Here is a 23,367-nt window from a genome sequence, read left to right as displayed (position 1 = left end):
CACGCCGGCGGCGCTCGTGGTTTTGCGGCGCGTGATCCTGCGCTGCGAGCAGGGGCAATAGCACGATGCATTGCCCCTTCTGCCAACACAACGACACCCGCGTGATCGACTCGCGCGTGTCCGACGATGGCGCCACGATTCGTCGCCGCCGGGTCTGCGAAGCCTGCGGCGAGCGCTTTTCCACGCTGGAAACCATCGAGCTGAAGCTGCCGCTGGTGATCAAGAGCGACGGCCGCCGCGAGGCGTTCGACGCACGCAAGCTGCGCGCCAGTTTCGACCGCGCGCTGCAGAAGCGCCCGGTGGCGGAAGAGCAGATCGAAGCGGCGGTGCGCGCGGTGGTGCACCAGCTGCGCATGACCGCCGAGCGCGAGTTGCAGTCGCGCCGGGTCGGCGAGTTCGTCATGGCCGAGATGCGCAAGCTCGACCACGTCGCCTACGTGCGATTCGCCTCGGTCTACCGTGCATTCGAGGACGTGGCCGATTTCCGCGAGGAACTCGACCGTCTAGAAAGCGACAGCTCCGCCGAAGGCCAGTTGCCATTGCTGGAAGGCGAACCCGAGCCCGCGCCACGCGGCAGGAAACGCTGATGGCATTCACCGCGACCGACCACGCGATGATGGCCCAGGCCCTGCGCCTGGCCGAACGCGGCGCCTACACCACCCGGCCCAACCCGATGGTGGGTTGCGTGATCGCGCATGGCGACGAAATTGTCGGCGAAGGCTGGCACCAGCGCGCCGGCGAGCCGCACGCCGAAGTATTCGCCTTGCGTGCGGCCGGCGATCGCGCCCGTGGTGCGACCGCCTATGTAACGCTGGAACCGTGCGCGCACACCGGCCGCACCGGTCCGTGTGCCGATGCGTTGATTGCCGCAGGCGTCGCGCGCGTCGTGGCGGCGATGCGCGATCCGTTCCCGCAGGTTGACGGTGCCGGTTTCGAGCGACTGAAGGCCGCCGGGATAGCGGTTGAATCGGGCTTGATGGAAACCCAGGCGCGCGCGCGCAACCGCGGCTTCCTGTCGCGGGTGGAACGCGGGCGTCCCTGGCTGCGGGTGAAGCTGGCGACCAGCCTCGACGGGCGCAGTGCGCTGGCCAGTGGCGAGTCGAAGTGGATCAGCGGCGACGCCTCGCGCCTGGACGTGCAGCACTGGCGCGCCCGCGCCGGCGCGATCGTGACCGGCGCCGGCACCGTGCTCGCCGACGACCCGTCGCTGACCGTGCGGCTGGAAGACGACACGCCGTTCGTGGCACCGCTGCGCGTGGTGCTCGACCCGGGCCTGGCCACGGTCGCACGCGGTCGCGTCCGCGAAGGCGATGCGCCGACGCTCTACATCCACGCGCCCGATGCCAAACCGCCGCGCGGCATCCAGGCCCAGTTGGCGGCCGTGACCGTGCGCGAAGGCCGCTTCGACCTCGAAGCAGTGCTGCGCCTGCTTGCAGAGCGCGGCGTCAACGAGATCCAGCTCGAAGCCGGTGCCACGCTCGCAGGCGCCTTCCTCGCTGCGGGACTGGTCGACGAAGTGCTGCTGTACGTTGCGCCGGTGTTGCTGGGCGAGCGCGCGCGACCGATGTTCGACGGCCTCGCGATCGACACGATGTCACAGAAGCTCAACATGGCCATTGTCGAGTCGCGATACATTGGCCAGGACGTGCGGTTGCTGATGCGGCCGCAAGATGTGCCCGCAAAGACGGCGGCCGCAGCAGGCGGCTAGCCAGGCAATCCACGCGAAGGAGGCAGTCATGACCACGGACCCGGCATCGACGCAATCCACCTTCAAGGACCACTTCTCCGGCGTCGCCGACGCCTATGCGCAAGCGCGCCCGGAATACCCCGATGCGTTGTTCGACGCGATCGCCGCGGTGGTTCCCGCCAGCGCCAACGTCTGGGAGCCGGGCTGCGGCAGCGGCCAGGCCACGCGCGGTCTGGCGGCCCGCTTCGCCCACGTGCATGCCACCGAACCCAGCGCCAGGCAGCTGGCCCAGCACTGGGCGCAGGGCGGGCATGGCAATGTCAGCCTCGCGGTCGAGCCCGGCGAACGCACCACGCTCGACGACGGCAGAGTGCAGCTGGTCGCGGTCGCGCAGGCGCTGCACTGGTTCGATCGCGAGTCCTTTTTCCGCGAATGCGAACGCGTGCTCACGTCTGGTGGCGTGCTCGCGGCCTGGGGCTACGGCGACTTCATCGCGCCGGAAGGGATGATCGAGGCCGTGGAAGCCTTCCGCGCCCGCATCGAACCCTACTGGCCGCCGGAACGCGCGCAGATCGATGCCCGTTACGCCGGTTACGACTGGCCGTTCCCGGCGCTGCCGGCGGCGGACCTGTGGCTCGAGGCCGAATGGGGCCTGGGCCAGTTCCTGCGCTACCTGTCGAGCATGTCGGCGGTGGCCCGCTGCGCCGCCGACACCGGCGAGGATCCGGTCGCCAGCCACGGCCCGGCGCTGGCCGCGGCCTGGGGCGCTGAGGGCGACACCCGCCTGATCCAGTGGCCGCTGTTCCTGCACCTGCGCCGCAAGCCCTGACCGGGCGCCCCAAGCCGGACCGGTGGAACACTGCGTCCGCCGCCCGGCCCGGAGGCCGTCCCGGACCCGGATGCTAGAATCGCCGCGCCAATCCACCGGCAACCACAACACGACGTCTTCAGGGCGGGGCGAAATTCCCCACCGGCGGTAGGTGCAGGCCAGCCCAGGCCAGTCTGCACGAGCCCGCGAGCGCCTCCGGCCACGCCGGAGGGTCAGCAGATCCGGTCAGATGCCGGAGCCGACGGTCCAGCGGAGCCAGCAATGGCGCCGCTCACAGTCCGGATGAAAGAAGACAGCTGCGCACGGCCTCGCGGCCGTGTGCCTGCCTCATGCCTTGAGGCGTTTTTCGCTCACCTTTGCGGGAAACGTTTCATGTCCATCGTCATTTCTGCCTGCGTCGCCTCCCTGCCGGAGGTGCGCTGATGTTCACCGGCATCATCGAAGGCGTCGGCCGCCTCGCACATACCGAGAGCCGCGGCGGCGACGTTCGCCTCACCGTCGACGTCGGCACGCTGGCGTTCGATTCGGTCAAGCTCGGTGAAAGCATCGCCGTCAACGGCGTGTGCCTGACCGTGGTCGAGTTCGACGCGAGCTCGTTCGCCGCCGACGCCTCCAACGAAACCCTGTCGCTGACCACGCTCGGCGCGCTCGAGACGGGCGCGGTGCTGAACCTGGAGCGGGCGATGCGCCCGACCGATCGCCTCGGCGGTCACCTGGTCAGTGGCCACGTCGACGGGCTGGGCAGCGTCGCCTCCGTCACCGAGGATGCGCGTGCGCAGCGCTGGCGCTTCAACGCACCGGCGCCGCTGCTGCGCTACATCGCCAAGAAGGGATCGATCTGCGTCGACGGCGTCAGCCTGACCGTCAACGAAGTCGATGCCGAAGGCTTCGAAGTCGCCCTTATCCCGCACACCGTCGCCAACACCGCGTTCGCACAAACCGGCGTCGGTGATGCCGTCAATCTCGAGATCGACTTGGTCGCGCGCTACGTCGAGCGCCTGCTGGCGAAATAAGGAACACCCATGCCTTTCAGCCCCATCCCCGAACTGCTCGAAGAGATCCGCAACGGCCGCATGGTCGTCATCGTCGATGACGAAGACCGCGAGAACGAAGGCGACCTGATCATGGCCGCCGAACTGGTGCGCCCGCAGGACATCAACTTCATGGTCACGCACGCACGCGGCCTGGTCTGCCTGTCGCTCACGCGCGAACGCTGCCGCCAGCTCGGCCTGCCGCCGATGGTCCGCGACAACACCTCGCCCCACCACACCAACTTCACCGTCAGCATCGAGGCGGCCGAAGGCGTCACCACCGGCATCTCCGCCTACGACCGCGCCCATACCATCCGCACCGCGGTTCGGCCGGACGCGGCGCCGAGCGATCTTTCGCAGCCCGGCCACATCTTCCCGCTGCAGGCCCAGCCCGGCGGCGTGCTCAACCGCGCCGGCCACACCGAGGCGGCTGCCGACCTGGCGCTGCTGGCCGGCATGGAGCCGGCTGGCGTGCTCGTCGAAATCCTCAACCCCGACGGCGGCATGGCCCGTCGCCCGCAGCTGGAAGAATTCGCCGCCGAGCACGGCCTGAAGATCGGCTCGATCGAGGAACTGATCCGCTACCGTCTCGAGACCGAGCACACGGTCGAGCGCATCGACGAGCGCGAGATCGAGACCGAGCACGGCCCGTTCCAGTTGTTCACCTACCGCGACCGCCTCAGCCACGGCCTGCATTTCGCGATGCGCCGCGGCGAACCCGATCCGGCAGAGCCGACGCTGGTGCGCGTGCACATGCTCAGCCCGCTGGCAGATGCTTTGCACTGGCGTCGCCCGGATTTCGGCCCGGCGGTCGGCGACGTGCTCAAGGCGATCGCCAACCAGGGCAGCGGCGCGCTGGTGCTGCTGGCAGACGGTGCCGACGCCGAGGCGATGCTGGCGCGCGTGCGCGCGCCCTTGCATGCCGACGCTGACGCCACGCCGGTCGCGGCGACCCCGGGCCACGCCCTCGCCGAATGGCGTCGCAATGGCGCCGGCGGCCAGATCCTGGCCGATCTGGGCCTGGGCAAGCTGCGCGTGCTCGGCACCCCGCGCCGGCAGGTCGGCTTGGCCGGCTTCGGCCTGGAAGTGGTCGAGTACGTCGAGCTGCCGCACTGACACACCGGCTCCTCCCCCTGCTCGCAGGGGGATCTCCCCTTAACGCGCTAAAATGCCCGCCCACTCCGGACAATCCCCCATGCCCCATTACGAAGGCGACCTGCGCAGCCCCGAGGGCGCGCGCTTCGCGATCATCGCCAGTCGCTGGAACCCGCGCATCACCGATACGCTGGTGGCCGGCGCGCGCAAGACGTTCACCGACAACGGCGTGGCCGAAACGGCGGTCGACGTGATCCGCGTCCCCGGCGCATGGGAGATCCCGCTCGTCGCCGCGCGCCTTGGCGCCGCCGGCCAGCATGCCGCCGTGGTCGCGCTGGGTTGCGTCGTGCGCGGCGACACCCGTCATTACGAACAGGTCGCCGACGGATGCTCCGATGGCCTGATGCGTGTATCGCTGGACTACGGCCTGCCCGTGGCCAACGGCGTGCTCGCGGTCGAGCGCCACGAAGATGCCGAGGCCCGCGCAGGCGGCAGCCACGGCAACAAGGGCGAAGAGGCGGCACTGGCCGCGTTGGAAATGAGTCACCTGCTGGGACAACTGCCATGAACCGCCGTCGCAACGATGGAATCGACCCCGTAGCCCGCTCGCGTGCGCGTCGCCGCGCGCTGCAGGCCGTGTATGCCTGGCAGATGTCGGGCGCCACCGCGCCGGACGTGATCTCGCAGTTCGCCCACGAGCAGGCGCACGAAGTCGCCGACCTGGAGTACTTCGAGGACCTGGTGCGCGGCGTCGACCAGCACTGCAACGACCTCGACGAAGCGCTGCAGCCGTTCCTCGACCGCGAGATCGACCAGGTCGACGCGATCGAGCGCGCCGCCCTGCGCATCGCCGCCTACGAGCTGCGCCTGCGTCCGGACGTGCCGTACCGCGTGGTCATCAACGAGGCCATCGAGTCGGTCAAGCGCTTCGGCGCCGAACACGGCCATACCTACGTCAACGGCGTGCTCGACCATGCCGCCGCGGCATGGCGCGCGACCGAAGTGCAGGCGCCGCGCGGCAAGTGAGTTTTGCTCCCTCTCCCGCATGCGGGAGAGGGCTTGGGTGAGGGCAGGGACAACACCATGGCCGAGTTCGACCTGATTGCCCGCATCCAGTCGCGCGTCGCGGATCGTGTCACGCGCCGCGACGACGTGATCGTCGGCATTGGCGACGATGCCGCCGTGCTGCAGGTGCCGGCCGGCATGCAGCTGGTCGTTGCCACCGACACGCTCAACGCTGGCGTGCACTTCCCGCCTGAATCCGCGCCGGCCGACATCGGCTGGAAGGCGCTCGCTGTCAATCTCTCCGATCTGGCGGCAATGGGCGCCGAGCCGGCCTGGTGCACGCTGTCGCTGTCGCTGCCGGACAACGATGAAGCCTGGCTCGACGCTTTCCTCGACGGTTTCCTCGGCCTGGCCTCGCAGCACCGCATCGCACTCGTCGGAGGCGATACCACGCGCGGCCCGCTCTCGATCAGCGTGACCGTGCACGGCTTTGTCGCGCCGGGAAGCGCACTGCGCCGTGACGCCGCGCGCGTCGGCGACGACGTCTGGGTCAGCGGCACGCTCGGCGATGCCGCCGCGGCACTGGAGCAATGGCGCGCAGGCGAAACTGGCGATGCACGACTGCGCACGCGGCTCGACCGCCCGGTACCGCGCGTCGCGCTGGGCCGGGCACTGGTCGGCATGGCGCATGCCTGCATCGATCTGTCCGACGGACTGCTTGCCGATCTGGGCCATGTCTGCCGCGGCAGTGGCACCGGTTCCGACCTCGACCTGGATTCGCTGCCCGCCTCCGACGCACTGATGGCATTCGCCAACGGTGACGCACGCAGGTCGCTGCAGGTGGCCGGTGGCGACGACTACGAGCTGTGCTTCACCGCGCCGTCCAACCGCCTCGAAGACGTCCAGCGCCTGGCCGACAGCGTCGGCGTGCAGCTCAGCTGGGTCGGCCGCATCACCGCCAAGCAAGGCGTGCGCGCCTTCGACGCGGACGCACTGGAATGGCAGCCGCCGCGTAAGGGCTACGAGCACTTCGGCTGACGCTTGTCACTCGTCCGGCAACAACTTCCCCGGATTCAGTATCCCGTCCGGATCGAACGCCGCCTTCACCGCCCGCATCATCGTCAGCGTCGGCGCATCGATCGCCTGCGGCATGAACTCGCGCTTGGCCAGGCCGATGCCGTGCTCACCCGACAAGGTGCCGCCCAGCGAAAGCGTGAGCGCGAACACGCGACCCATCGCCGCGTGCGCGCGTTCGTTCTGCGACGCGTCGGCGGGATCGTAGAGCAGGTTGACGTGCAGGTTGCCGTTGCCGGCATGGCCGAAGCAGACGATCGGCAATGCAAACTCGCGCGACAGCGCCTGCACGCCATCGACCAGTTGCGGGATGCGTGACACCGGCACGACGACGTCCTCATTGATCTTGCCCGGCGCCAGCGTGCGCAGCGACGGCGATAGCGCCTTGCGCGCGGCCCACAGCTTCTCGCGCGCAGCCTCGTCGGCGGCATCGTCGATCGCGATCAGCCCGTCGCCTTCGGCGGCGCGCATCAGGGCTTCGATGTCGTGCGGCAATGTCTGCGCATCGCCATCGGCCTCGACCATCAACAGCGCGCCGGCCTCGTGCGGCAGGTCGGCGCCACCGACATCGCGCGCCAGCCGCACCGCATCGGCATCCATGAACTCGAGCATCGAAGGCGTCACCGGTTGCGCCATCAGTCGCGCAACAGCCTGCGCCGCGCTCGATACGTCGCGGTAGATCGCACGCAATGCCCGTCGCGCCTTCGGTGCCGGCGTCAGGCGCAGGCTGGCCTCGACGATCAGCGCCAGTGTTCCTTCACTGCCGACCAGCAGGCGTTGCAGGTCGTATCCGGTCGCGCCCTTGGTGGTGGCCGTGCCGCAGTGGATCAGCTCGCCCGTACCCGTCACCGCGGTGAGTGCCAGCACGTTGTCGCGGCTGGCCCCGTACTTCACCGCGCGCGGACCGCCGGCATTGCAGGCGAGGTTGCCGCCGACGGTGCTGTAGCCGGCACTGGTGGGATCGGGTGGCCAGAACAGGCCATGTGCCTTCAACGCCGCCTGCAGATCGCCGTTGAGCACGCCGGGTTCCACCACCGCGCAACGATCGCCGGGACGGATGTCGACAATGCGGTTCATGCGCTCGAACGAAACCACGACGCCCGCTGCGACCGGCACTGCAGCGCCGGTGGTGTTGGTGCCGCGTCCGCGCGCGACCACCGGCACGCCGTGGGCACGGCAGGCGCGTACCAGCGCAACGACCTGCTCGCGCGTCGTCGGTAGCGCGACCGCATCCGGCAAGGATTGCCGCCGCGAATTGTCGTAGGCGTAGGCAAGGCGTTCGCTGGCATCGGTGCGCCAGCCGTCGCCGAGCAGCGCAGACATTTCGGCATCGAGGCCGACAACGCTCGTTGGAAGGGTGCTCATCGCTGCGAAGGATAGCGCGGCCGCCGAGCCGGAACGGGCACCATCAGTGCTTCGGCTTGCCACGGCCACCGGCTGCGATCAGCGCCAGTTCGTCCGGCAGTCGCTTCTCAAGCTGCCTGAGCAGGTCGAGCGCTGCGGCGCTGTTGTTGGGTTTGCCGTCCAGCCAGAGCGCGCCGACCTCGGTCGCGAGACCCTTGCGCTCGTTGTTCGCCAGCAGTGCCCGGGTGAGGATGATGAAACGCTCGCCGCGGTAGCGCACGGTGTAGATGCCCAGCATCTGCGCACGCATCTCGTAGCTGACACCCTCGAGGCGGATCAGGATCTGTCCGACCGCATTCCATGTGTCGTTCATTCCGGCGGCGACGGTGAACTCGCCGCGGCCGGCATCCACGGCCTTGTCCGCTTCCGATGGCGTGGGCGCCGCCGGCGGCTCCACTCTGGACGGCGTGGAGCTGCACGCTGCGATGAGCAGCACCGCGGCGGCGAACGCGGTCCTCATCCCTATCCTCATCGCGACCCTCCTGGTCGCGGGCTACGTGCCCGTCATTTCACCGGTTTTTCGACCGCGGCGCACCCGACGGTTCATCGGTCGGCACTTCCTTCCAGCTGCTGTCGGGATCGAAGCGTGTCATCGCCTCGGCCAGCTGCTCGCTCTCGGGACCCATGTCCTTCTCGAACACTTCGCCCTCGTGGCTGATCATGAAGCTCATCACGCCGGTGTCGGCGTACTTCGCCGGCCATGCGATCAGGGCGAAACCGCGGCTCATTGCCTTGCCCAGCAGATAGTCGTATTCGCCACCAGGCGCGGAAGGGCCCTGCGCGGTCAGGATCCGGTACTTGTAGCCGTGCCATTCGCCGTCGGGCGTGTCGTCGCCGAACAGCGGCCCGAGCGGACTGTCGTCGACGCCGTCCTCTTCCGGCCAGTACAGGCCGTCGTGCAGGCCGTCGCTGCTGAGGAACTTCTGTGCGTAGGCGAGCGCGCCGTCGCCATCGCGGTCGACCGAGGCATAGTCCATCTGCGCGTCGTGATAGGCGAGCACCGCCTGGACCGCGTCGAGTTCGTTGCGACCGATCCTGCGCGCGCGGATCTCCGGCTCGCCGGCCTTGACGTTGAACGCCCAGCCCGTCGGTGTCTTCTCCAGCGGCACCGGCAGCGTCCAGGTGTCCTTGCCGACGGCAAGGACGGCGCCGCCGGCAGATGACCTCTGGAATGAATGCTTCTCGCCATAGCGGGCGAGGAAGGCATCGACGTCGCTGCGATCGACGCTGCCGGTGGGGACGAAGGTCTTCCAGTCGGGGCCGAGGATTTCGCCAAGGCGGGCGTCGTCGGCCTGGGTGGTGCCCAGTGCGGCGACCAGCGCCTCCGCGGCGGCCTCCTGTGTCGGGAACGCCTCCTGCGCAGCGGCCAGCGGAGCGATCAGGGCGAGGCAGGTCATCGCGAACATGCGGACGGCGGTGATCATCTTCGTCTCCTCTCAACGACGCCGGGCGCCGCCGCCCGAGCGCGGCGGGCGCGACGGACGCTGCATCTGCCGGCCACCGCCACGTGCACTGGCCGGTCGTTGCGATGCGGAATAACTGCCGTGGCCACGATTGGACGACGCGCGTGCCTGGCCGGGATTGCCGGCGCCCGCGAATGCGTTGTTCTGCCCACCGCGGTTGCCCTGGTATTGCTGGCGCGTGCCATCGCGTGCCTGCGCATTACGCTGCGAATTGCCCTGCGCGCCCTGGCGTGCCGATGCAACGTCACGCCCGCCTGCCTGCTGCCGGTCCATCTGTCGCGAGGCCTGTCCCGCGCGATCGCGTGCCTCGCGGTTGCTCGCCGCCGGCGTGTCGAAGCCGCGCTGCGACATCGACTGGCGCGCACGTTCGCGGTCGGCGGAGCGTGCCGGATCGTGGCCGCGGAAGTTGTCGCGCTGCCCGGCGCCATCCTTCTGCCGGCCGAACTGCTCGCGGCTGGCGCGGTCGCGGTAAGGCACGCCGTCGCGGTTGGCGGCGTTGTGGCGCCAGGTGTTGTCGCCGCGATTGATCTGGCGGTTGGAATTGATGTTGTTGTAGCGGTCGACATTGATGTCGATGTCGCCATGGCCCCAGTTGATGTCACCCCAGAGCGAGGCAGTGATGGCCACGCCGGTGCCGAAGGCGAGGCCTGCCCACAGGGCGCCGCCCGGGTAGTAGTACGGCGAAGGCGGGTAGTAGTACGGCGGGTAGGCAGGGTAGGGCCAGGGGCCGTACACCGTGGTCGGGTTGTACGCAGGCACGTACACGACCTGCGGGTCGGCCGATTCGATGATGATCGTCGATTCGGCCGGAGCCACCGTCGTGGTCGCGCCTGCGGCCGGCTCGGTACTGACCTTGAGTTGTTCGTTCGACGTCAGGTTGCCGGCGGACTGCGCTTGTCGCCGCAGGCGCTGTACCGAGTCCATCACCGCGTCGGGCTGGGCCAGGAAGGCATCGCCCATCCGCTGCACCCAGGCCGGATCCTTGCCCAGCAGGTCCAGCACCTGCGGGAACGCCACCAGCGACTGCACGCTCGGGTCCCAGGACTGGCTGGCGACCTGGCGCACTGCCTCATCGCCCTTGGCGTCGGGATGCGCCTTGGCCCACTTGACCGCATCGGCGACGTCGCCGGGATAGGTGGACGCCATCAGCACCTGCGCGAGCAGCGAATCCGGATACAGCGCCATCGGCGCCATCATCTGGTCGAGTTCTTCGGGGCTGAACGCATCGGAGGAAGGCGTGGAGGCTGCCGACTCCGCACCTGGCGCAGCGGCTTGCGGCGTGGCCCCGGCGGCGGCCACGAACAGCAGCAAGGCGACAGGAAGGTGACGTGCGGAAATGCGCATTGGGGTACTCCAATCGCAAGACGTCCGGGTTCGCGCCGGCCATGGCGGCCGGTGCGGGTAGCTGGCCGCCATCATAGGCTTCGTCCAGGCGGCGACGTTCACACCGCCAACACGGTGGCAGCGGGCCTAGAGCAGCAGCGTCCAGATCATTACGCCGCTGACCGTCCCGACCATGGCGGCTACCAGGCCGCGCTGGAACCACCGCGAAACAGGCGTCGCGCCTGTGGTCATCACCGTGTCGTCGGGCGCCAGGCCGACGAGCGACACCAGGTAAAGCAGTGACACGACGATCGGACAGATCAGCGGATTGCTCAGCCAGAAGTTGATCGGCCAGTGGCACAGCCCCGCCGCGGCCGTAAGCGTCACCCACAGCCAACCATGGCCGGAGACCAGCAGGCTCTTTTGCGATCGCACGATGGCAAACGCGATCCAGGCAAGGAACACGGTAGTCGCGATGTACCGCGCCAGATCGAACGAAGTCCAGGAAACCACTGCTGCAATCGCCTACAGACGCTATTCCAAACCACGAAGTCTGCGGTCGGCGATGTCAGAGACTAGTCGGAACGGAGGCCGGGGCGCGAAAGGACCCGTCGCTGGCATTCATGAAGAGAAGCTTTCGATGGCGCCTGTCCCCCAGCCGCGTTTCAATCCGGAATACGACGAACCGCTGCTGCGCGAGGTGGAGGAAGTCGGCCATGAGCACGGCCTGGTGTTCGTGACGAAAACAGGCCTGTGGCCAACGCTCGAACGGCAGATTGCCCAGTATGGCTACCGCACGCGTGCCCTCGGGGCGCCGTACCACGGGCGGGTCATCTTCGAGGTACTGCCGCGTGACGAAGTGGCATCGGGATCGTCATTGCATGCACCCTTGCCGGGTCGTTGATGGTTGAGCGATCGTCAAACCCGCACCGCCCGCGCCTCAAAGGAGCCGTTGCCATGGTGATCCCGAACAGCTGGGTCTTCTGGGCCCTCATGTCGGCCGTATTCGCCGCGATGACGGCGATCCTCGCCAAGGCAGGCGTCGAGAACGTCGACTCGGACTTTGCGATGGCGGTCCGCACGGTGATCGTGGCGGCGGTCATCGTTCCGTTCGTGATGATGGCGGGCAAGTGGTCCAACCCGCTTTCATTGCAGGCAAGCACCTTGGCGTTGCTCACTGCGTCGGCGTTGGCGACGGGAGCATCGTGGTTCTGCTATTTCCGCGCGCTTCAGGCCGGACCTGTCTCGATGGTGGCGCCGGTGGACAAGTTCAGCGTGGTGCTCGTGGCGCTCTTCGCATTCACCTTCCTCGGCGAGCGCCCGGCGGCACGCGAATGGGCGGGCATCAGCCTGGTTACTGCGGGATTGGTGCTTCTGGTATTCCGACGCTAGCCGCGACCGGATTGCGAGTGAGTGTCAGCTGCCCGCGGCCGCGTCGTCGGCTTCCCAGAAGGCGAGGTAGAGGCCCAGTGCCACCGCCCAGCTGATGGCAAGCGTCCACACGTCGTGCGACAGGAAGTGCGCGCCGCGCAGTTGCTGGGCGATGCCGAAGACCAATCCGGCGCCCAGGCCGACGGCCAGCCCCGCCCATCGCCAACCCGGGCGGATCGCGGCGAAGAAGAAGTACAGCGCCACCCAGGCGTAGCCGCCGCTGGCCCCTCCGGCGGGGAAGCAGACGCCGCGCGACAGGCCGATCGGCCGCAACTCCAGGAGCCGGACATACTCGCGCGTGCCGCCGTAACGGATCAGGTCCCACGGGCAATCCATGTTGGACCAGGACTTCACCCAGGCGACGACGACTGCCGTGACCGCGACGCAGAGCAGCAAGTACGCCAGCGGCCGCCGCAGTGCTGACCATTGCGCTCGCTTGCGGGCCACCAGCCAGGCAACCGCCACGCCCAGCCACGCCACGAGGCTCAGGTTGCGTCCGACCTGGTGGATCAGGCGATCAGTGACGAATCCCCGGCGCAGCGCCCATGTGTGGCCCTGCCAGGCATACACATGGTCGGCGATCCACTGGTCTCCGCCGCAGCCCATCAGCACGGGTACCAGCACGGCAAATGTCAGGAGGGGGAGCCAGGCATGGGTCAGGAAGAAGTGCCTGTCGCGGGGCAAACCAGGTTCGCGCTCGCCCACGCGCCCCTTGTGCCGGCGACGCGGTCGGGATGTGGCCGGGCTGGCGGTGCCGCGAGTGCGGCTGAATAGGGGGGAGCGGAGCTTCATTCGGCCGCGAGGGCACTGTCGAGTCGGTTCGTAATCGGCGGAATGTTCGCCAGCGGATTGTCGGAAATAGGTTGGAGCGGCGCCCGGAGGCTTTGCCGACGGTATTGGCCCGGTATCCGGAACGCAAGTCGAGGGGAGGTGGCTGGATGGCAGCGGATGCGATCAAAGCGCATACGATAAATGAGGGCTGAACCGCGCCTCCCTGGTCGATTGACTCCCCCGACCCGCCTCCCTAGAGTGCGCTCCATCGCATGCGATGTAATCGAATGCGAGGCGAACTTCCCCGCGGCAGTTCACCAGCTCGACGAGATTCCTTCTTTATACGGCGCATGCGCTCTGGACGCATGCAGTTGATACCCCTCCCTCATCCAGAACGAGAGCAATCACCATGAGCAAGATCGACAAGGTCCTCTTCACCGGCAAGACCCACACCACCGTCAACCCGCCGACCGCCGGTGCCGACCACGGCAGCGTCAACCTGGCGCTGACGTCTCCGGGCCACCCCGGCTTCGAGTTTCCCGACGTCGCTCCGCACCCGACCGCCGAGCAGCTGTTCGCCGGTGCGTGGTCGTCCTGCTACATCACCGCCATTGGCCTGGTGGCCGCGCAGAAGCGCGTCAAGCTGCCGGAGGACTTGTCGGTCGACATCGAGATCATCCTCGGACAGACCGGCGCTGCCTGGCTGCTCGGTGCCCGCTTCGATGTCCGCATCCCGGGCCTGGCGCAGGATGTTGCCGAGAAGCTTGCGCACACCGCCCATGAGATCTGCCCGTATTCGAAGGCAACGCACGGCAACATCGAAGTCGTCGTGAACGTCATCACTTCGTGACCCACCGCCCGGCCGGCCGACCCTGCATCGGGTCGGCCGTGCCCGGCATCCCCATTCGTTCGAGGCAACCGCCATGAGCAACGACCACACCCGCTATCACCCCATCAGCTGCGAGTTCCACGACCGGCTCGAGGACCTCGCGACCCTGCGCAGGAACGTGCACATCCGCTTTCGCGACGAGGGCGGCGCCGATCAGCAGCGCGATGACGTCATCACCGATGTGTTCGCGCGCAACGGCGAGGAATTCCTGTCGATCAGCAGCGGTGAGCTGCTGCGCCTGGATCGGCTGGTCGAAGTGGACGGCGCGCGACTTGCCGATTACGACGGGTCGTCGTGCCAGCTTTGATGACTGGTCGTAACAGGCTCAGCCTTCGGGCACCCAGACGAAGCTGTCGCCCTGGGCCTTGAAGTGGCCCAGCCCCGGGAAGGGGAAATGCACCGAATAGATCCGCAGGTTGCCGGCGGCGGCGCGCTGAAGCAGTGCACGCCGGCTGGCCTGCGCCGCTGGCGCGTCCTGGTCGTACTGCACCGTCCATTCCGGTCGCTGTACCGAGATCACGTAGTGATGCGCGGCATCGCCTATATAGAGCAGCCGCTCGTTGCCTGACTGGATCTCGTAGGCGCTATGCCCCGGCGTGTGGCCGGCGACCTCCACGGCGGTGACCACGCCCGGCACGACTGCGGCACCTGGCACGAAGGTAGTGACCTTCGGCGTCATCGCCGCCACCAGCGCGGCCGCATCCTTGTCCTTTTTCAGCGATTCCCACTCGGCAGCCGAGAGGTGAATGGCAGCGTTGGGGAAGGCCAGCTTGCCATCACGCGCCAGCAGGCCACCGCTATGGTCCTGGTGCTGGTGCGAAAGAAAAATGTCGGTGACCTGCGAAGGCTCGACGCCCGCTGCGCGCAGCGAAGCCGGCAGACGTCCCGCCCGCGCCCAGGACACGTCACCGGCGCCAGTGTCGAACAGCAGGACACGTGCATCGCTGCGAACCAGCAGCGGTTGGATGCTCAGGTGCAGCGTGTCGGCCGGCACGCCCGCCGCGGTCAGCAGCGCGGCGACCTCGGCACTCGCCTGGCCAACAGCGAACGTCTTGCCGTCGTTGGCAACGTCGATGTCGCCGTCCTTCAGTGCGACCGCATCGAGCGCGCCGATCTTGAAGCGGAAGACATCCGGGCTTGCCTCGGGCTGGGCAGCTGCTGCGGCGGCGGCATCGGGCGCGGCAGCTGCGGCAGCTGCAGCGGTGTCGGTCGTGGCCGGCTGCGGCCTGGAGCATCCGGCGAGCAGCAAGACAGAAGTGAGTGCGGCGGTGAGGCTGGCAAGCTGGATTCGGATCATGCGGATGCCTGCGAGTGGGTAGGGGAGGACCGGCGGCCTTTTAGTGTGGAGCCTACGCCCCAGGCCCTGCCTGCCCGTCCTGCTGAACCGTTCATGTTGATGTTAGCGCTCGCTGCCTCCGCGGCAAATCGGATAGGATCGGCCGCTGAGTCGGGGGCGGCTGCCGCCACATGGTGGAAGCGCCAGCCATCGCGCTACTGGTCAGGGGGTAAATGGACGTTTCCGATACCCGGGAAAGCTTGGGACGTTGGCGGGTGCCCGCCATCGCCGCGGGCATTCTTGTGATCGTGGTCGTCCCGTTCCTGTTCCTGCAGAACCTGTCGCGGGATAACCTCGAGGCAGCCGATGCCGTGGCGCACACGCATGAAGTGGAGTCGGCCGTCACCGGCCTGGCGCTGAATGTGCGCGAGGTGGAATCGGCGTCGATGGTGGTGGTGCTTGGTGCCGACTTGCCACTGACCCGGCAACGCATTGTCCAGGGGCGCGCGCGGATTCCCGAACAGTTGCGGACACTGACTGCACTGACCGCCGACAATCCCCGTCAGCAATTGCTTATCGGCCGCCTGGGCGAGTTGATCGAACGTCGCCTGGAAGTGGTCGACCAGTTGCTCAAGACCGGCGCCGCCGATGCCGGCCCGGTCATCACGCCGCTGGTCACGCGCTTTCCCATCCGCAACGTCATTCGCGAGTTGCTCGCCAACGAGCAGGTGCTGCTCGACAAGCGCATCAGGGACGCCGAGCGCCAGCGTGCCTGGGCGCGCTGGCTGGGCTGGGGCTCGATGCTGGTGCAACTGCTGCTGCTCGTCCTGGTGACCTGGTTGCTCGGGCGACAGGTTGCCAAGCGGATAACCGCCGAGCGGCAGTCGCGCCAGGCCAGTGCACGCGCCCTGGCGGTGTTGCAGACGGTTCGCGAACCCATCGCATTGATCGACGCAGACCAGCGCGTGGTCATGCACAACACCGCATTCGAGCAGCTCTACGGCAAGACAGGCGACGGCCAGAAGCTGACAACCAATGCCGCATGGACCGATGTCATCCTGCAGCAGCGCCTGGGCGACGTGCTTTCGCGCGGGCGCGAGCTGTGGGATTTCGAGCAGGCGCAGACCACCGCCGATGGCATCGAGCGCACCGTGCTGATCAATGCCAGCCGGATGTCCCTGCCGGACCGCGACGATGAAGTCGCACTGTTGACCGTCAGCGACGTATCGGCGCAGAAGGCGACGCAGCGCAGGATCAACGAGCTCAACCGCCAGCTCGAAGGCAAGGTCGACCAGGTTTCGGAAGTCAACCGCGAACTTGAGGCCTTCAGCTACTCGGTTTCGCACGACCTGCGCGCGCCGCTGCGCCACGTGTCCGGCTTCTCCGACAAGCTGGCCCGCCATCTCGGCGAGGACGCCGACGAAAAGAGCCTGCATTACCTGGGCATCATCGGCAATTCGGCCAAGCGCATGTCGCAGCTGATCGACGACCTGCTCGTGTATTCGCGCCTGGGCCGCAGCGCACTGCGCCTGCAACCGGTCGACATGCAGTCGACGGTCGCCGAGACGCGGGCGATGCTCGATGCGAACCTGGCCGCGGACGGCAGTCCGCAGCAGGTCGCCTGGAAGATCGAGCCGCTGCCGATCGTGGTCGCCGACGAGAACATGATGCGCCAGGTCTGGCTCAACCTGCTTGGCAATGCAGTCAAGTACAGCAGCAACCGCGAGCGCAGCCAGGTCGAGGTATCGCACCGGCGCCTGGACGATGGCGGCCACGAGTTCTGCGTGCGCGACAACGGCGCCGGCTTCGACATGGCATACGCCGGCAAGCTGTTCGGTGTGTTTCAGCGGCTGCACAAGTCCAGCGACTTTCCCGGCACGGGCATCGGCCTGGCCAGCGTCAAGCGCGTACTGGCACGGCACGGCGGCAGCATCAGCGCCGAATCCGAGCCCGACCAGGGCGCGATCTTCCGATTCACCCTGCCGGCCTCGCTCGATGCGTTGCCGTCCACCACCGGACCGATGCAATGACCGAGTTCCGAACCATCCTGCTTGCAGAAGACAGCCACGCCGATGCCGAAATGGCCATCGACGCGCTGCGCGACGCCAAGCTCGTCAACCCCATCGTCCATGTCGAGGATGGCGTCGAGGCGATGGACTACCTGCAACGGCGCGGCCGATTCGCCGACCGGGCCGAAGGCCATCCGGCGGTGCTACTGCTGGACATCAAGATGCCGCGCATGGATGGACTGGAAGTGCTGCAGCAGATCCGCGGCGACGACAAGCTCAGGAACCTGCCGGTGGTGATCCTGTCGTCCTCGCGCGAGGAAAGCGACCTGGCCGCCGGCTGGAACCTGGGCGTCAACGCCTACGTGGTCAAGCCGGTCGACGGTGACCAGTTCTTCCAGGCAGTGAAGGTGCTGGGCAAGTTCTGGGCGGTGATCAACGAACCGCCGGCGATGGACTGACGTGGGATCGGCCGCCGATCCCCACGCCAATCCACAGGCCGACGCATTGCGCATCGTCCTGGTGGAGGACGATGCCGACGACGCCGAACTGTTGTCGCTGCAGCTGACCGACGCGGGCATCCGCGCACGGTTCCTGCTCGTGCAGTCGGCGTCGGAACTGCGCACGGCGATGGAGGCTGGCACGGACCTGGTCGTGTCCGACATGTCGATGCCGGCATTCAACGGATTCGATGCCCTGGCCATCGTCCACGAGTTCGACGCGACGATCCCGTTCGTTCTGGTGTCGGGTACGCATGAAGAAGAAGTGGCAGCGCGTGCAGCCGCGTCGGGCGTGCACGCCTATCTGCTGAAAGAGGATGTGCCTGGCCTGCTGCATGCAGTCCGGCAGGCGCGATCGCCATCGCCATCGCACCGTGAAGTCGCCGCCGCCGCGTGCGAGCGTCCGGCCTTGGAAAACTAGCAGTCGCTCAGCAATCGTCGGCGCGAAATGCGTCGCGCAACCAGTTGAACGTCGGTGCGTGTGGATCGCCCTCGGCTTCGATCACATCGAAGCGACAGGCGCCATCGGCAAAGCGCCGGTTGCGGACAAGGAAGGCCATCGCCGCGCGAACGAGCTTGCGGCGCTTGTGCACGTCGACCGAGTCGGCGCCGCCGCCGAAGCGGGAGTTGCGCCGGAACCGGACTTCGACGAACACCAGCGTGCTGCCATCGAGCATCACCAGGTCGAGTTCGCCAACTCGGTAGTTGGCGTTCGCGGCTACGTCGCGCAGCCCGGCATCGATCAGGTACTGGCGCGCGGCGGCTTCCACCGCCGCGCCACGGCTGCGCTGGTCAACGCTGGGCGGCATTAAGCAGCGGCACGGCGACGCCGGCGCTGAATGTCGACCACGCCGGCGTGCGCAGCACGTTGCCGAAGCCGTCCAGGCGCAGCGTGCCGGTCGCGCCATCGATCTTGCCGTCGGCACTGGTCGCAAGGCGCTGCAAGTAGGCGGTGATCTGCCATGCGTCGAAGCCGAAGGCGAACAGTCGCGCCGCAGGACCCTTGGCGCTGTTCAGTTGCGCGCCGACGTTGCTGGCAGGCGGCAGGCCCGCGACACCGCGCATGGACCACACGTCGCTCGGGAAGGCGATGCCGTCGAGGATGCGATCCTCTTCCGGCTTGCCGGTACCCGACAACACCTGCGAGGTGGCAACGCGCGGCTTGCCGGCGAGACCTGCCAGGGCGAGCTTCGGCATCAGCGTGCGCGCATTGCTGCCCTTGATTGCCAGGAATACGGCGTCGACGCCGCCAGCCTTCTGCGCATACGGGCCAAGGTCGGCGATGCCTTCGCTGACCACGTCGGTGACTTCGCCGCCGCGTTCGGCGAGGCGATCGCGCAGGCTGGTGACGGCGCGCTGCTGCGTGTCGTCGCTGCTGGCGATCACCAGCACGCGGTGTGCGCCGCGGCCGAGCAGGTATTCGGCGGCGGCGATCCCTTCGTCTTCCGGCGACAGCGAGAAGCTGGCATTGCCGCCGGGCGGGGAGGCATCACCGCGATTGAGCGCGAGCACCGGGACCGGCAGCGAGGCCTTGCCGAACAGCGCGTTGACTTCGTCGCGGCCGAGCGGGCCGACCACGAAGTCGTTGCCTTCGGCGGCGGCCTGGTCGTAGGCGGCCAGTGCGCCGCCGGTGGTGCCAGCGGTGTCGTAGAAGCTGATGTCGGGGCGGCGGCGGGTTTCGCCGTAGTAGCCGGCGAGGAGCCCGTCGCGCACCGGCGTGGCCGGGACGGCGAGGGTGCCCGACATCGGCAGCAGCACCGCCAGCTTCACCGGCGGGCGGTAGCCGTCGCTGTCGGCCGGCGGGCGGTTGGCGGCATCGAAGTGCCATGCACTGCGATCGAACGGGCGCGGCAGCGGCAGGCCGCGGCGCAGCAGCGCCTGCCCGACGTAGTTGTAGAGCGGGTCGCCGGCAGCAAGGGCGGCGGCTTCACGGGTGAGGGTGGGGTTGTCGAGCTGTGCGAGCAGGCGCTCGATCTGGCGATCATTGGCGCTGCGGGCCGGTCCGACCAGGGCGGCGCCGCTGCGGGCCAGTTCGCCAGCCTCCATGATCGTGGCGTTGCGGCTGGCCTGCGAGGTCGTGCCGGTATGGCTCACCGTGGCGCAACCGCCGAGCAGGGCGGTGCTCATTGCCGCGGCGAAGATCCATTTCATCGCCCATCGATTCGAAGCTAGGCTCATCGGCATGCATTCGCCGCGACGCGGCGTTCCTGAGGGACCGGTTAGGATTCTACCCGGCCCCACCGCAGACGCACGATGCCTACGTCCCAAGCAGCAAATCTCCCACCTCCGGGAATCCTCCATGTCGTGGCTACGCCGATCGGCAACCTTGGCGATCTGTCGGCGCGCGCGCTGGAGACCCTGAAGACGGTGAGCGCGATCTGCGCGGAGGACACCCGTCACACCCGCCAGTTGCTGTCGCATTTCGGCCTGGACCGGCCGTTGCTGGCCTTGCACCAGCACAACGAGGACGCGCAGGCGGCGCAACTGGTGGCGCGGCTGCGTGCCGGTGAGTCGCTGGCGCTGGTGTCGGATGCGGGCACGCCTCTGGTGAGCGATCCGGGATTCCGCCTGGTCCGTGCCGCGCGCGCGGCCGGAATCCGAGTCTCGCCGGTGCCCGGTGCCTGTGCTGCGATCGCCGCGCTCAGCGTCGCCGGCGTGCCCAGCGATCGTTTCGTGTTCGAAGGATTCCTGCCGGCGAAGGCATCGGCACGGCGCGAGCGGCTGTCGCGCCTGGTTGGAGAACCGCGCACACTCATCTTCTATGAGTCGGCGCACCGCATCGAGGAATCGCTCGAGGACCTGGCGACGGCGTTCGGCAATGAGCGCGTGGCGGTGGTGGGGCGTGAACTGACCAAGTTGTTCGAAACCGTCCTCGACGGCAGCCTGGGCGAGTTGAAGGCGCGCGTGGCAGCCGACCCCAACCAGCGCAAGGGCGAGTTCGTCGTGATAGTGGAGGGCGCTGGCGACGACGCCGATGCCAGCATCGCCGAGGGCAGGCGCCTGTACGCCAAGCTTAGCGAACACCTCAAGCCCTCGCAGGCCGCCAAGCTGGCCGCCGAACTGAGCGGCGCCCCGCGCAAGGCCCTGTACAACTCCGACGAAGGTTGAAGGCCAACGCCACTGGGTTCCCGCCTTTGCGGGAATGACGGTGAGAGAGTGATGCAGCGGTCGCGGCGCAGGTCGAAGCCACAGCCCCCTTTAGTAAAGGGGGCGCCGCGGCAGCGGCAGGGAGTTGGAGGCCATTCGCTGGGGCCCGAAGTTTGCACAGCAAACTTTGGGGGTATTCACTGCGAAGGCAGTAGAATTACCACCGGCGGAGTCGGCCAGGCAGTCGCGTCATCCCTTCGGGGATGCCGAGGAAAGTCCGGGCTCCACAGGGCACGGTGCCAGGTAACGCCTGGGCGGCGCAAGCCGACGGAAAGTGCAACAGAGAGTAGACCGCCGAACGGCGTCGCAAGACGTGCGTGGTAAGGGTGAAACGGTGCGGTAAGAGCGCACCGCGAGTCTGGCAACAGACCGGCACGGCAAACCCCACCGGGAGCAAGACCAAATAGGGAGGCAATGCCGCGGCCCGCGGTGTCTCCGGGTAGGTTGCTTGAGCGTAGCGGCGACGCTGCGCCTAGAGGAATGACTGTCCTAGACAGAACCCGGCTTATCGGCCGGCTCCGCCACCTGCTCTTCTGGCGCTTCGCGCTCAGAAGAGCCCCAAGTTGCTGCGCAACTCGGGTCCCAGGCTTTTAGCTTCCAATTCCCCGCCGCTGCCGCGGCGCCCCCTTTACTAAAGGGGGGGGCTGTGGCTTTGGTTTGGCTGGCGAAGTGGGGGCCTGAGATTCCCATAGACATCGCATATTCATTCTCGGAATGTGATCGGTGTCGCAAATGAGGCGGTCGGTGCTGCGGAGCAGCATGGGCAAAGTGCCTGGGGTCGACTTTGCGCGGGGTGGCGCCTCGGGCCCTTCCAGTCTCAAAAAATGAGACTAAACAAGGGCTAGTGGATAAGTCTTGAATAAGACTGTGAAGTTCGCTGCAAGCCCTTGATGCGACAGGTGAAATTGCGTCGCCAAACTTGTTGACAACCCTGTGGGGCGTGCCTAAGGTGGGCATCTGAGGGAAAACCGGGTTTTTTGTGGTTTTTCAGTGACCAAGCCGCCCGCTTAGAGGTGGCCCCAACCAGGTGCTGAATGTTCCAGGGTGAGACCGCCATCACGATTGACGACAAGGGCCGGCTGGCGGTGCCCACCGTCTACCGTGACGCTGTCGCGCGTGAATGCGGCAACCGTATGGTCATCACCTACAACCCGTTCGAGTCGGGTTCGCTGTACCTCTACCCGCAGGCCATCTGGGAACGCGTCCGCGACCAGGTCAACGCCCTGCCCAAGGCCAAGAAGGTCAATCGCAGCATGCAGCTGAAGCTGGTCGGCGCGGCGACGTTCGTCGAGCTCGACGGCAACGGCCGCATCAGCATCCCCGCCAGCCACCGCGCCGCCGTCGGCATCGAGAAGAAGGCCGTGTTGCTGGGCATGGGCGACAAGTTCGAACTGTGGAGCGAGCAAGCGCACCACGCACAGATCCGTCAGACGATTTCTGACGACGATCTGAGCGAGGAGCTTCTCGATCTGCAGCTGTGACGGTGGGTGGCATGGGGCGCGGCGCGCTTTCCGGCCACCTTCCCGTGATGTACGCGCAGGTGCTCGACGGCCTGAACGTGCGCGGGAACGGAACGTACCTGGATGGCACGTTCGGGCGCGGCGGCCATGCGCGTGGCGTGCTGGAACAACTCGGCCCCGGAGGCCGGCTGCTGGTCATGGACAAGGATCCCGAAGCGATTGCCGTTGCCGAACGCGAGTTCGCCGCGGACCCGCGCGTGGCGATCTACCGTGGCAGCTTCGCCGAGCTGGCGCAGTGGAATGAAACCGCTGCGGGCCTGGACGGCATCCTGTTCGACCTGGGCGTGTCGTCGCCGCAGCTCGATGTTGCCGAGCGCGGCTTCAGCTTCGGCAAGGACGGCCCGCTCGACATGCGCATGGATCCCGACAGCGGATTGAGCGCGGCGCAGTGGCTGGCCCAGGCCGACGAGCGCGATATCGCCGACGTGTTGTGGACCTACGGCGAAGAGCGCATGAGCCGCAAGATCGCCCGCACGATTGTCGCCCGCCGTGCCGAGCAGCCGCTGCTGCGCACCGCGCAGCTGGCCGACCTGATCGCCTCGGTGATGCCGCGCGGCGACAGCAAGATCCATCCGGCCACGCGCAGCTTCCAGGCGATCCGCATCTTCATCAACCGCGAGCTGGCCGATCTGGAGATCGGCCTCGACGCGGCGCTGGCGCGCCTCAAGCCCGGCGGCCGCCTGGCGGTGATCAGCTTCCACTCGCTGGAAGACCGCATCGTCAAGCAGTTCATCCTTCGCCACAGCAAGGCGCCTCCGGCGAATCGACGCATGCCGATCGAGGTGGCGTTCACGCCGCTACTGATGGCGATCGGTGGTGCGCAGAAGGCCTTCGACGAAGAGACCTCGGTCAACCCGCGCGCCCGCAGTGCGGTGCTGCGCGTGGCCGAGAAGCTCGACCAGGAGGCGGCATGAGC

Annotated in this window: 26 protein-coding genes, 1 other RNA gene, 1 pseudogene and 1 riboswitch; of the genes and pseudogenes, 19 read left to right on the top strand and 9 right to left on the bottom strand. The window is 67.6% G+C overall.

The window, feature by feature from the left end:
• Positions 1 to 65: 65 nt before the first annotated feature.
• The 8 genes from nrdR to thiL all read left to right on the top strand — a co-directional run bounded on the left by nrdR (position 66) and on the right by thiL (position 6,685).
• The gene (nrdR, locus tag HIV01_RS10055; protein WP_207526916.1) at positions 66 to 587 is read left to right on the top strand and encodes a transcriptional regulator NrdR; all 522 of its coding nucleotides are present in this window, start codon (positions 66 to 68) and stop codon (positions 585 to 587) included.
• Entirely contained in the window at positions 587 to 1,708 is a 1,122-nt protein-coding gene (gene ribD / locus HIV01_RS10050; protein WP_200606826.1) for a bifunctional diaminohydroxyphosphoribosylaminopyrimidine deaminase/5-amino-6-(5-phosphoribosylamino)uracil reductase RibD, read from the top strand. The genes nrdR and ribD overlap by 1 nt, the downstream gene beginning before the upstream one ends.
• Positions 1,709 to 1,736: 28 nt before the next feature.
• Positions 1,737 to 2,516, top strand: a complete 780-nt coding sequence (locus tag HIV01_RS10045) for a class I SAM-dependent methyltransferase (RefSeq protein ID WP_200606825.1) — start codon at positions 1,737 to 1,739, stop codon at positions 2,514 to 2,516.
• 110 nt (positions 2,517 to 2,626) lie between these two features.
• A riboswitch (FMN riboswitch) is annotated at positions 2,627 to 2,814 on the top strand.
• Between the two features lie 124 nt (positions 2,815 to 2,938).
• The gene (locus HIV01_RS10040) at positions 2,939 to 3,529 is read left to right on the top strand and encodes a riboflavin synthase (RefSeq protein WP_200606824.1); all 591 of its coding nucleotides are present in this window, start codon (positions 2,939 to 2,941) and stop codon (positions 3,527 to 3,529) included.
• A 9-nt stretch (positions 3,530 to 3,538) separates the two neighbouring features.
• A complete protein-coding gene (ribB, locus tag HIV01_RS10035; protein ID WP_200606823.1) occupies positions 3,539 to 4,663 on the top strand; it encodes a 3,4-dihydroxy-2-butanone-4-phosphate synthase in 1,125 nt (374 codons plus the stop codon).
• A gap of 79 nt (positions 4,664 to 4,742) precedes the next feature.
• Positions 4,743 to 5,210, top strand: a complete 468-nt coding sequence (ribH, locus tag HIV01_RS10030) for a 6,7-dimethyl-8-ribityllumazine synthase (protein ID WP_158733423.1) — start codon at positions 4,743 to 4,745, stop codon at positions 5,208 to 5,210.
• Positions 5,207 to 5,668 (top strand): transcription antitermination factor NusB, encoded by a 462-nt coding sequence (nusB, locus tag HIV01_RS10025; protein WP_200606821.1) that lies wholly within the window; start codon positions 5,207 to 5,209, stop codon positions 5,666 to 5,668. Before ribH ends, nusB begins: the two co-directional genes overlap by 4 nt.
• Positions 5,669 to 5,725: 57 nt before the next feature.
• The gene (gene thiL / locus HIV01_RS10020; RefSeq protein WP_200606819.1) at positions 5,726 to 6,685 is read left to right on the top strand and encodes a thiamine-phosphate kinase; all 960 of its coding nucleotides are present in this window, start codon (positions 5,726 to 5,728) and stop codon (positions 6,683 to 6,685) included.
• A gap of 6 nt (positions 6,686 to 6,691) precedes the next feature.
• Here the strand turns inward: thiL and HIV01_RS10015 are convergent, their stop codons facing one another.
• The 5 genes from HIV01_RS10015 to HIV01_RS09995 form a co-directional block, all read right to left on the bottom strand.
• Positions 6,692 to 8,086, bottom strand: a complete 1,395-nt coding sequence (locus tag HIV01_RS10015) for an FAD-binding oxidoreductase (RefSeq protein ID WP_200606817.1) — start codon at positions 8,084 to 8,086, stop codon at positions 6,692 to 6,694.
• Between the two features lie 43 nt (positions 8,087 to 8,129).
• Positions 8,130 to 8,585: a hypothetical protein gene (locus tag HIV01_RS10010; RefSeq protein WP_200606815.1), complete on the bottom strand. Its 456-nt coding sequence runs from the start codon at positions 8,583 to 8,585 to the stop codon at positions 8,130 to 8,132.
• A 49-nt stretch (positions 8,586 to 8,634) separates the two neighbouring features.
• Complete coding sequence (locus HIV01_RS10005; protein ID WP_200606813.1) at positions 8,635 to 9,549, bottom strand: DUF2950 domain-containing protein; 915 nt, start codon at positions 9,547 to 9,549, stop codon at positions 8,635 to 8,637.
• Between the two features lie 12 nt (positions 9,550 to 9,561).
• Positions 9,562 to 10,932, bottom strand: a complete 1,371-nt coding sequence (locus HIV01_RS10000; protein WP_200606811.1) for a DUF3300 domain-containing protein — start codon at positions 10,930 to 10,932, stop codon at positions 9,562 to 9,564.
• A 126-nt stretch (positions 10,933 to 11,058) separates the two neighbouring features.
• The gene (locus HIV01_RS09995; protein ID WP_200606810.1) at positions 11,059 to 11,424 is read right to left on the bottom strand and encodes a hypothetical protein; all 366 of its coding nucleotides are present in this window, start codon (positions 11,422 to 11,424) and stop codon (positions 11,059 to 11,061) included.
• A gap of 127 nt (positions 11,425 to 11,551) precedes the next feature.
• Between HIV01_RS09995 and HIV01_RS09990 the strand changes: the two genes are divergently transcribed.
• Entirely contained in the window at positions 11,552 to 11,815 is a 264-nt protein-coding gene (locus HIV01_RS09990; protein ID WP_200606809.1) for a hypothetical protein, read from the top strand.
• Between the two features lie 53 nt (positions 11,816 to 11,868).
• Positions 11,869 to 12,303 (top strand): EamA family transporter, encoded by a 435-nt coding sequence (locus tag HIV01_RS09985; RefSeq protein WP_200606808.1) that lies wholly within the window; start codon positions 11,869 to 11,871, stop codon positions 12,301 to 12,303.
• Between the two features lie 24 nt (positions 12,304 to 12,327).
• Here HIV01_RS09985 and HIV01_RS09980 read toward each other — a convergent pair whose 3' ends face one another.
• Positions 12,328 to 13,047 carry a phosphatase PAP2 family protein gene (locus HIV01_RS09980; RefSeq protein ID WP_200606807.1) on the bottom strand — a complete coding sequence of 240 codons (720 nt, stop codon included), beginning with the start codon at positions 13,045 to 13,047 and terminating at the stop codon, positions 12,328 to 12,330.
• A 475-nt stretch (positions 13,048 to 13,522) separates the two neighbouring features.
• Between HIV01_RS09980 and HIV01_RS09975 the strand changes: the two genes are divergently transcribed.
• Both HIV01_RS09975 and HIV01_RS09970 read left to right on the top strand, forming a co-directional pair.
• Positions 13,523 to 13,963 (top strand): Ohr family peroxiredoxin, encoded by a 441-nt coding sequence (locus HIV01_RS09975; RefSeq protein ID WP_200606806.1) that lies wholly within the window; start codon positions 13,523 to 13,525, stop codon positions 13,961 to 13,963.
• 73 nt (positions 13,964 to 14,036) lie between these two features.
• On the top strand, positions 14,037 to 14,309 hold the full coding sequence (locus tag HIV01_RS09970) for a hypothetical protein (RefSeq protein ID WP_200606805.1): 273 nt from the start codon (positions 14,037 to 14,039) through the stop codon (positions 14,307 to 14,309).
• Positions 14,310 to 14,327: 18 nt separating this feature from the next.
• Here HIV01_RS09970 and HIV01_RS09965 read toward each other — a convergent pair whose 3' ends face one another.
• Entirely contained in the window at positions 14,328 to 15,299 is a 972-nt protein-coding gene (locus HIV01_RS09965) for an MBL fold metallo-hydrolase (RefSeq protein WP_200606804.1), read from the bottom strand.
• Positions 15,300 to 15,511: 212 nt separating this feature from the next.
• Here HIV01_RS09965 and HIV01_RS09960 point away from each other — a divergent pair, with 212 nt between their 5' ends.
• From HIV01_RS09960 to HIV01_RS09950, 3 genes are read left to right on the top strand one after another with little or no spacing between them, the layout of a single operon-like run.
• Positions 15,512 to 17,308 (top strand): sensor histidine kinase, encoded by a 1,797-nt coding sequence (locus HIV01_RS09960; RefSeq protein WP_200606803.1) that lies wholly within the window; start codon positions 15,512 to 15,514, stop codon positions 17,306 to 17,308.
• Complete coding sequence (locus HIV01_RS09955; RefSeq protein ID WP_200606802.1) at positions 17,305 to 17,745, top strand: response regulator; 441 nt, start codon at positions 17,305 to 17,307, stop codon at positions 17,743 to 17,745. Before HIV01_RS09960 ends, HIV01_RS09955 begins: the two co-directional genes overlap by 4 nt.
• A 1-nt stretch (position 17,746) precedes the next feature.
• Positions 17,747 to 18,205 (top strand): response regulator, encoded by a 459-nt coding sequence (locus HIV01_RS09950; protein ID WP_200606801.1) that lies wholly within the window; start codon positions 17,747 to 17,749, stop codon positions 18,203 to 18,205.
• Positions 18,206 to 18,212: 7 nt separating this feature from the next.
• Here HIV01_RS09950 and HIV01_RS09945 read toward each other — a convergent pair whose 3' ends face one another.
• Positions 18,213 to 18,593, bottom strand: coding sequence for a YraN family protein (locus tag HIV01_RS09945; RefSeq protein ID WP_200606799.1), 381 nt, complete (start codon positions 18,591 to 18,593; stop codon positions 18,213 to 18,215).
• Positions 18,577 to 19,824, bottom strand: a pseudogene (locus HIV01_RS09940) (penicillin-binding protein activator); the annotation flags it as partial. The gene HIV01_RS09945 and the pseudogene HIV01_RS09940, both read right to left, overlap by 17 nt.
• A 213-nt stretch (positions 19,825 to 20,037) precedes the next feature.
• Here HIV01_RS09940 and rsmI point away from each other — a divergent pair.
• From rsmI to rsmH, 4 genes are all read left to right on the top strand, one after another.
• Entirely contained in the window at positions 20,038 to 20,892 is an 855-nt protein-coding gene (rsmI, locus tag HIV01_RS09935; RefSeq protein WP_200606795.1) for a 16S rRNA (cytidine(1402)-2'-O)-methyltransferase, read from the top strand.
• A gap of 207 nt (positions 20,893 to 21,099) precedes the next feature.
• Positions 21,100 to 21,455, top strand: an RNA gene (rnpB, locus tag HIV01_RS09930) — RNase P RNA component class A.
• A 510-nt stretch (positions 21,456 to 21,965) separates the two neighbouring features.
• On the top strand, positions 21,966 to 22,412 hold the full coding sequence (gene mraZ / locus HIV01_RS09925) for a division/cell wall cluster transcriptional repressor MraZ (RefSeq protein ID WP_200606793.1): 447 nt from the start codon (positions 21,966 to 21,968) through the stop codon (positions 22,410 to 22,412).
• A gap of 11 nt (positions 22,413 to 22,423) precedes the next feature.
• Positions 22,424 to 23,365, top strand: a complete 942-nt coding sequence (rsmH, locus tag HIV01_RS09920) for a 16S rRNA (cytosine(1402)-N(4))-methyltransferase RsmH (protein ID WP_200606791.1) — start codon at positions 22,424 to 22,426, stop codon at positions 23,363 to 23,365.
• Positions 23,366 to 23,367: the final 2 nt, after the last annotated feature.

Source organism: Lysobacter arenosi (assembly GCF_016613475.2).
In the GTDB taxonomy this organism is placed as follows: domain Bacteria; phylum Pseudomonadota; class Gammaproteobacteria; order Xanthomonadales; family Xanthomonadaceae; genus Lysobacter_J; species Lysobacter_J arenosi.
This window is presented reverse-complemented; position numbering and strand designations above follow the sequence as displayed.

Coding starts and splice junctions, on each gene's coding strand:
- ribB (WP_200606823.1), top strand. CDS start 3,539: ATGCCTTTCAGCCCCATCCCCGAACTGCTCGAAGAGATCCGCAACGGC.
- HIV01_RS09945 (WP_200606799.1), bottom strand. CDS start 18,593: ATGCCGCCCAGCGTTGACCAGCGCAGCCGTGGCGCGGCGGTGGAAGCC.
- rsmH (WP_200606791.1), top strand. CDS start 22,424: ATGGGGCGCGGCGCGCTTTCCGGCCACCTTCCCGTGATGTACGCGCAG.
- HIV01_RS09965 (WP_200606804.1), bottom strand. CDS start 15,299: ATGATCCGAATCCAGCTTGCCAGCCTCACCGCCGCACTCACTTCTGTC.
- HIV01_RS10040 (WP_200606824.1), top strand. CDS start 2,939: ATGTTCACCGGCATCATCGAAGGCGTCGGCCGCCTCGCACATACCGAG.
- rsmI (WP_200606795.1), top strand. CDS start 20,038: ATGCCTACGTCCCAAGCAGCAAATCTCCCACCTCCGGGAATCCTCCAT.
- ribD (WP_200606826.1), top strand. CDS start 587: ATGGCATTCACCGCGACCGACCACGCGATGATGGCCCAGGCCCTGCGC.
- HIV01_RS09970 (WP_200606805.1), top strand. CDS start 14,037: ATGAGCAACGACCACACCCGCTATCACCCCATCAGCTGCGAGTTCCAC.
- HIV01_RS09955 (WP_200606802.1), top strand. CDS start 17,305: ATGACCGAGTTCCGAACCATCCTGCTTGCAGAAGACAGCCACGCCGAT.
- HIV01_RS10005 (WP_200606813.1), bottom strand. CDS start 9,549: ATGATCACCGCCGTCCGCATGTTCGCGATGACCTGCCTCGCCCTGATC.
- nusB (WP_200606821.1), top strand. CDS start 5,207: ATGAACCGCCGTCGCAACGATGGAATCGACCCCGTAGCCCGCTCGCGT.
- HIV01_RS09990 (WP_200606809.1), top strand. CDS start 11,552: ATGGCGCCTGTCCCCCAGCCGCGTTTCAATCCGGAATACGACGAACCG.
- HIV01_RS09985 (WP_200606808.1), top strand. CDS start 11,869: ATGGTGATCCCGAACAGCTGGGTCTTCTGGGCCCTCATGTCGGCCGTA.
- nrdR (WP_207526916.1), top strand. CDS start 66: ATGCATTGCCCCTTCTGCCAACACAACGACACCCGCGTGATCGACTCG.
- HIV01_RS09960 (WP_200606803.1), top strand. CDS start 15,512: ATGGACGTTTCCGATACCCGGGAAAGCTTGGGACGTTGGCGGGTGCCC.
- HIV01_RS10000 (WP_200606811.1), bottom strand. CDS start 10,932: ATGCGCATTTCCGCACGTCACCTTCCTGTCGCCTTGCTGCTGTTCGTG.
- thiL (WP_200606819.1), top strand. CDS start 5,726: ATGGCCGAGTTCGACCTGATTGCCCGCATCCAGTCGCGCGTCGCGGAT.
- mraZ (WP_200606793.1), top strand. CDS start 21,966: ATGTTCCAGGGTGAGACCGCCATCACGATTGACGACAAGGGCCGGCTG.
- ribH (WP_158733423.1), top strand. CDS start 4,743: ATGCCCCATTACGAAGGCGACCTGCGCAGCCCCGAGGGCGCGCGCTTC.
- HIV01_RS10015 (WP_200606817.1), bottom strand. CDS start 8,086: ATGAGCACCCTTCCAACGAGCGTTGTCGGCCTCGATGCCGAAATGTCT.
- HIV01_RS10010 (WP_200606815.1), bottom strand. CDS start 8,585: ATGAGGACCGCGTTCGCCGCCGCGGTGCTGCTCATCGCAGCGTGCAGC.
- HIV01_RS09975 (WP_200606806.1), top strand. CDS start 13,523: ATGAGCAAGATCGACAAGGTCCTCTTCACCGGCAAGACCCACACCACC.
- HIV01_RS10045 (WP_200606825.1), top strand. CDS start 1,737: ATGACCACGGACCCGGCATCGACGCAATCCACCTTCAAGGACCACTTC.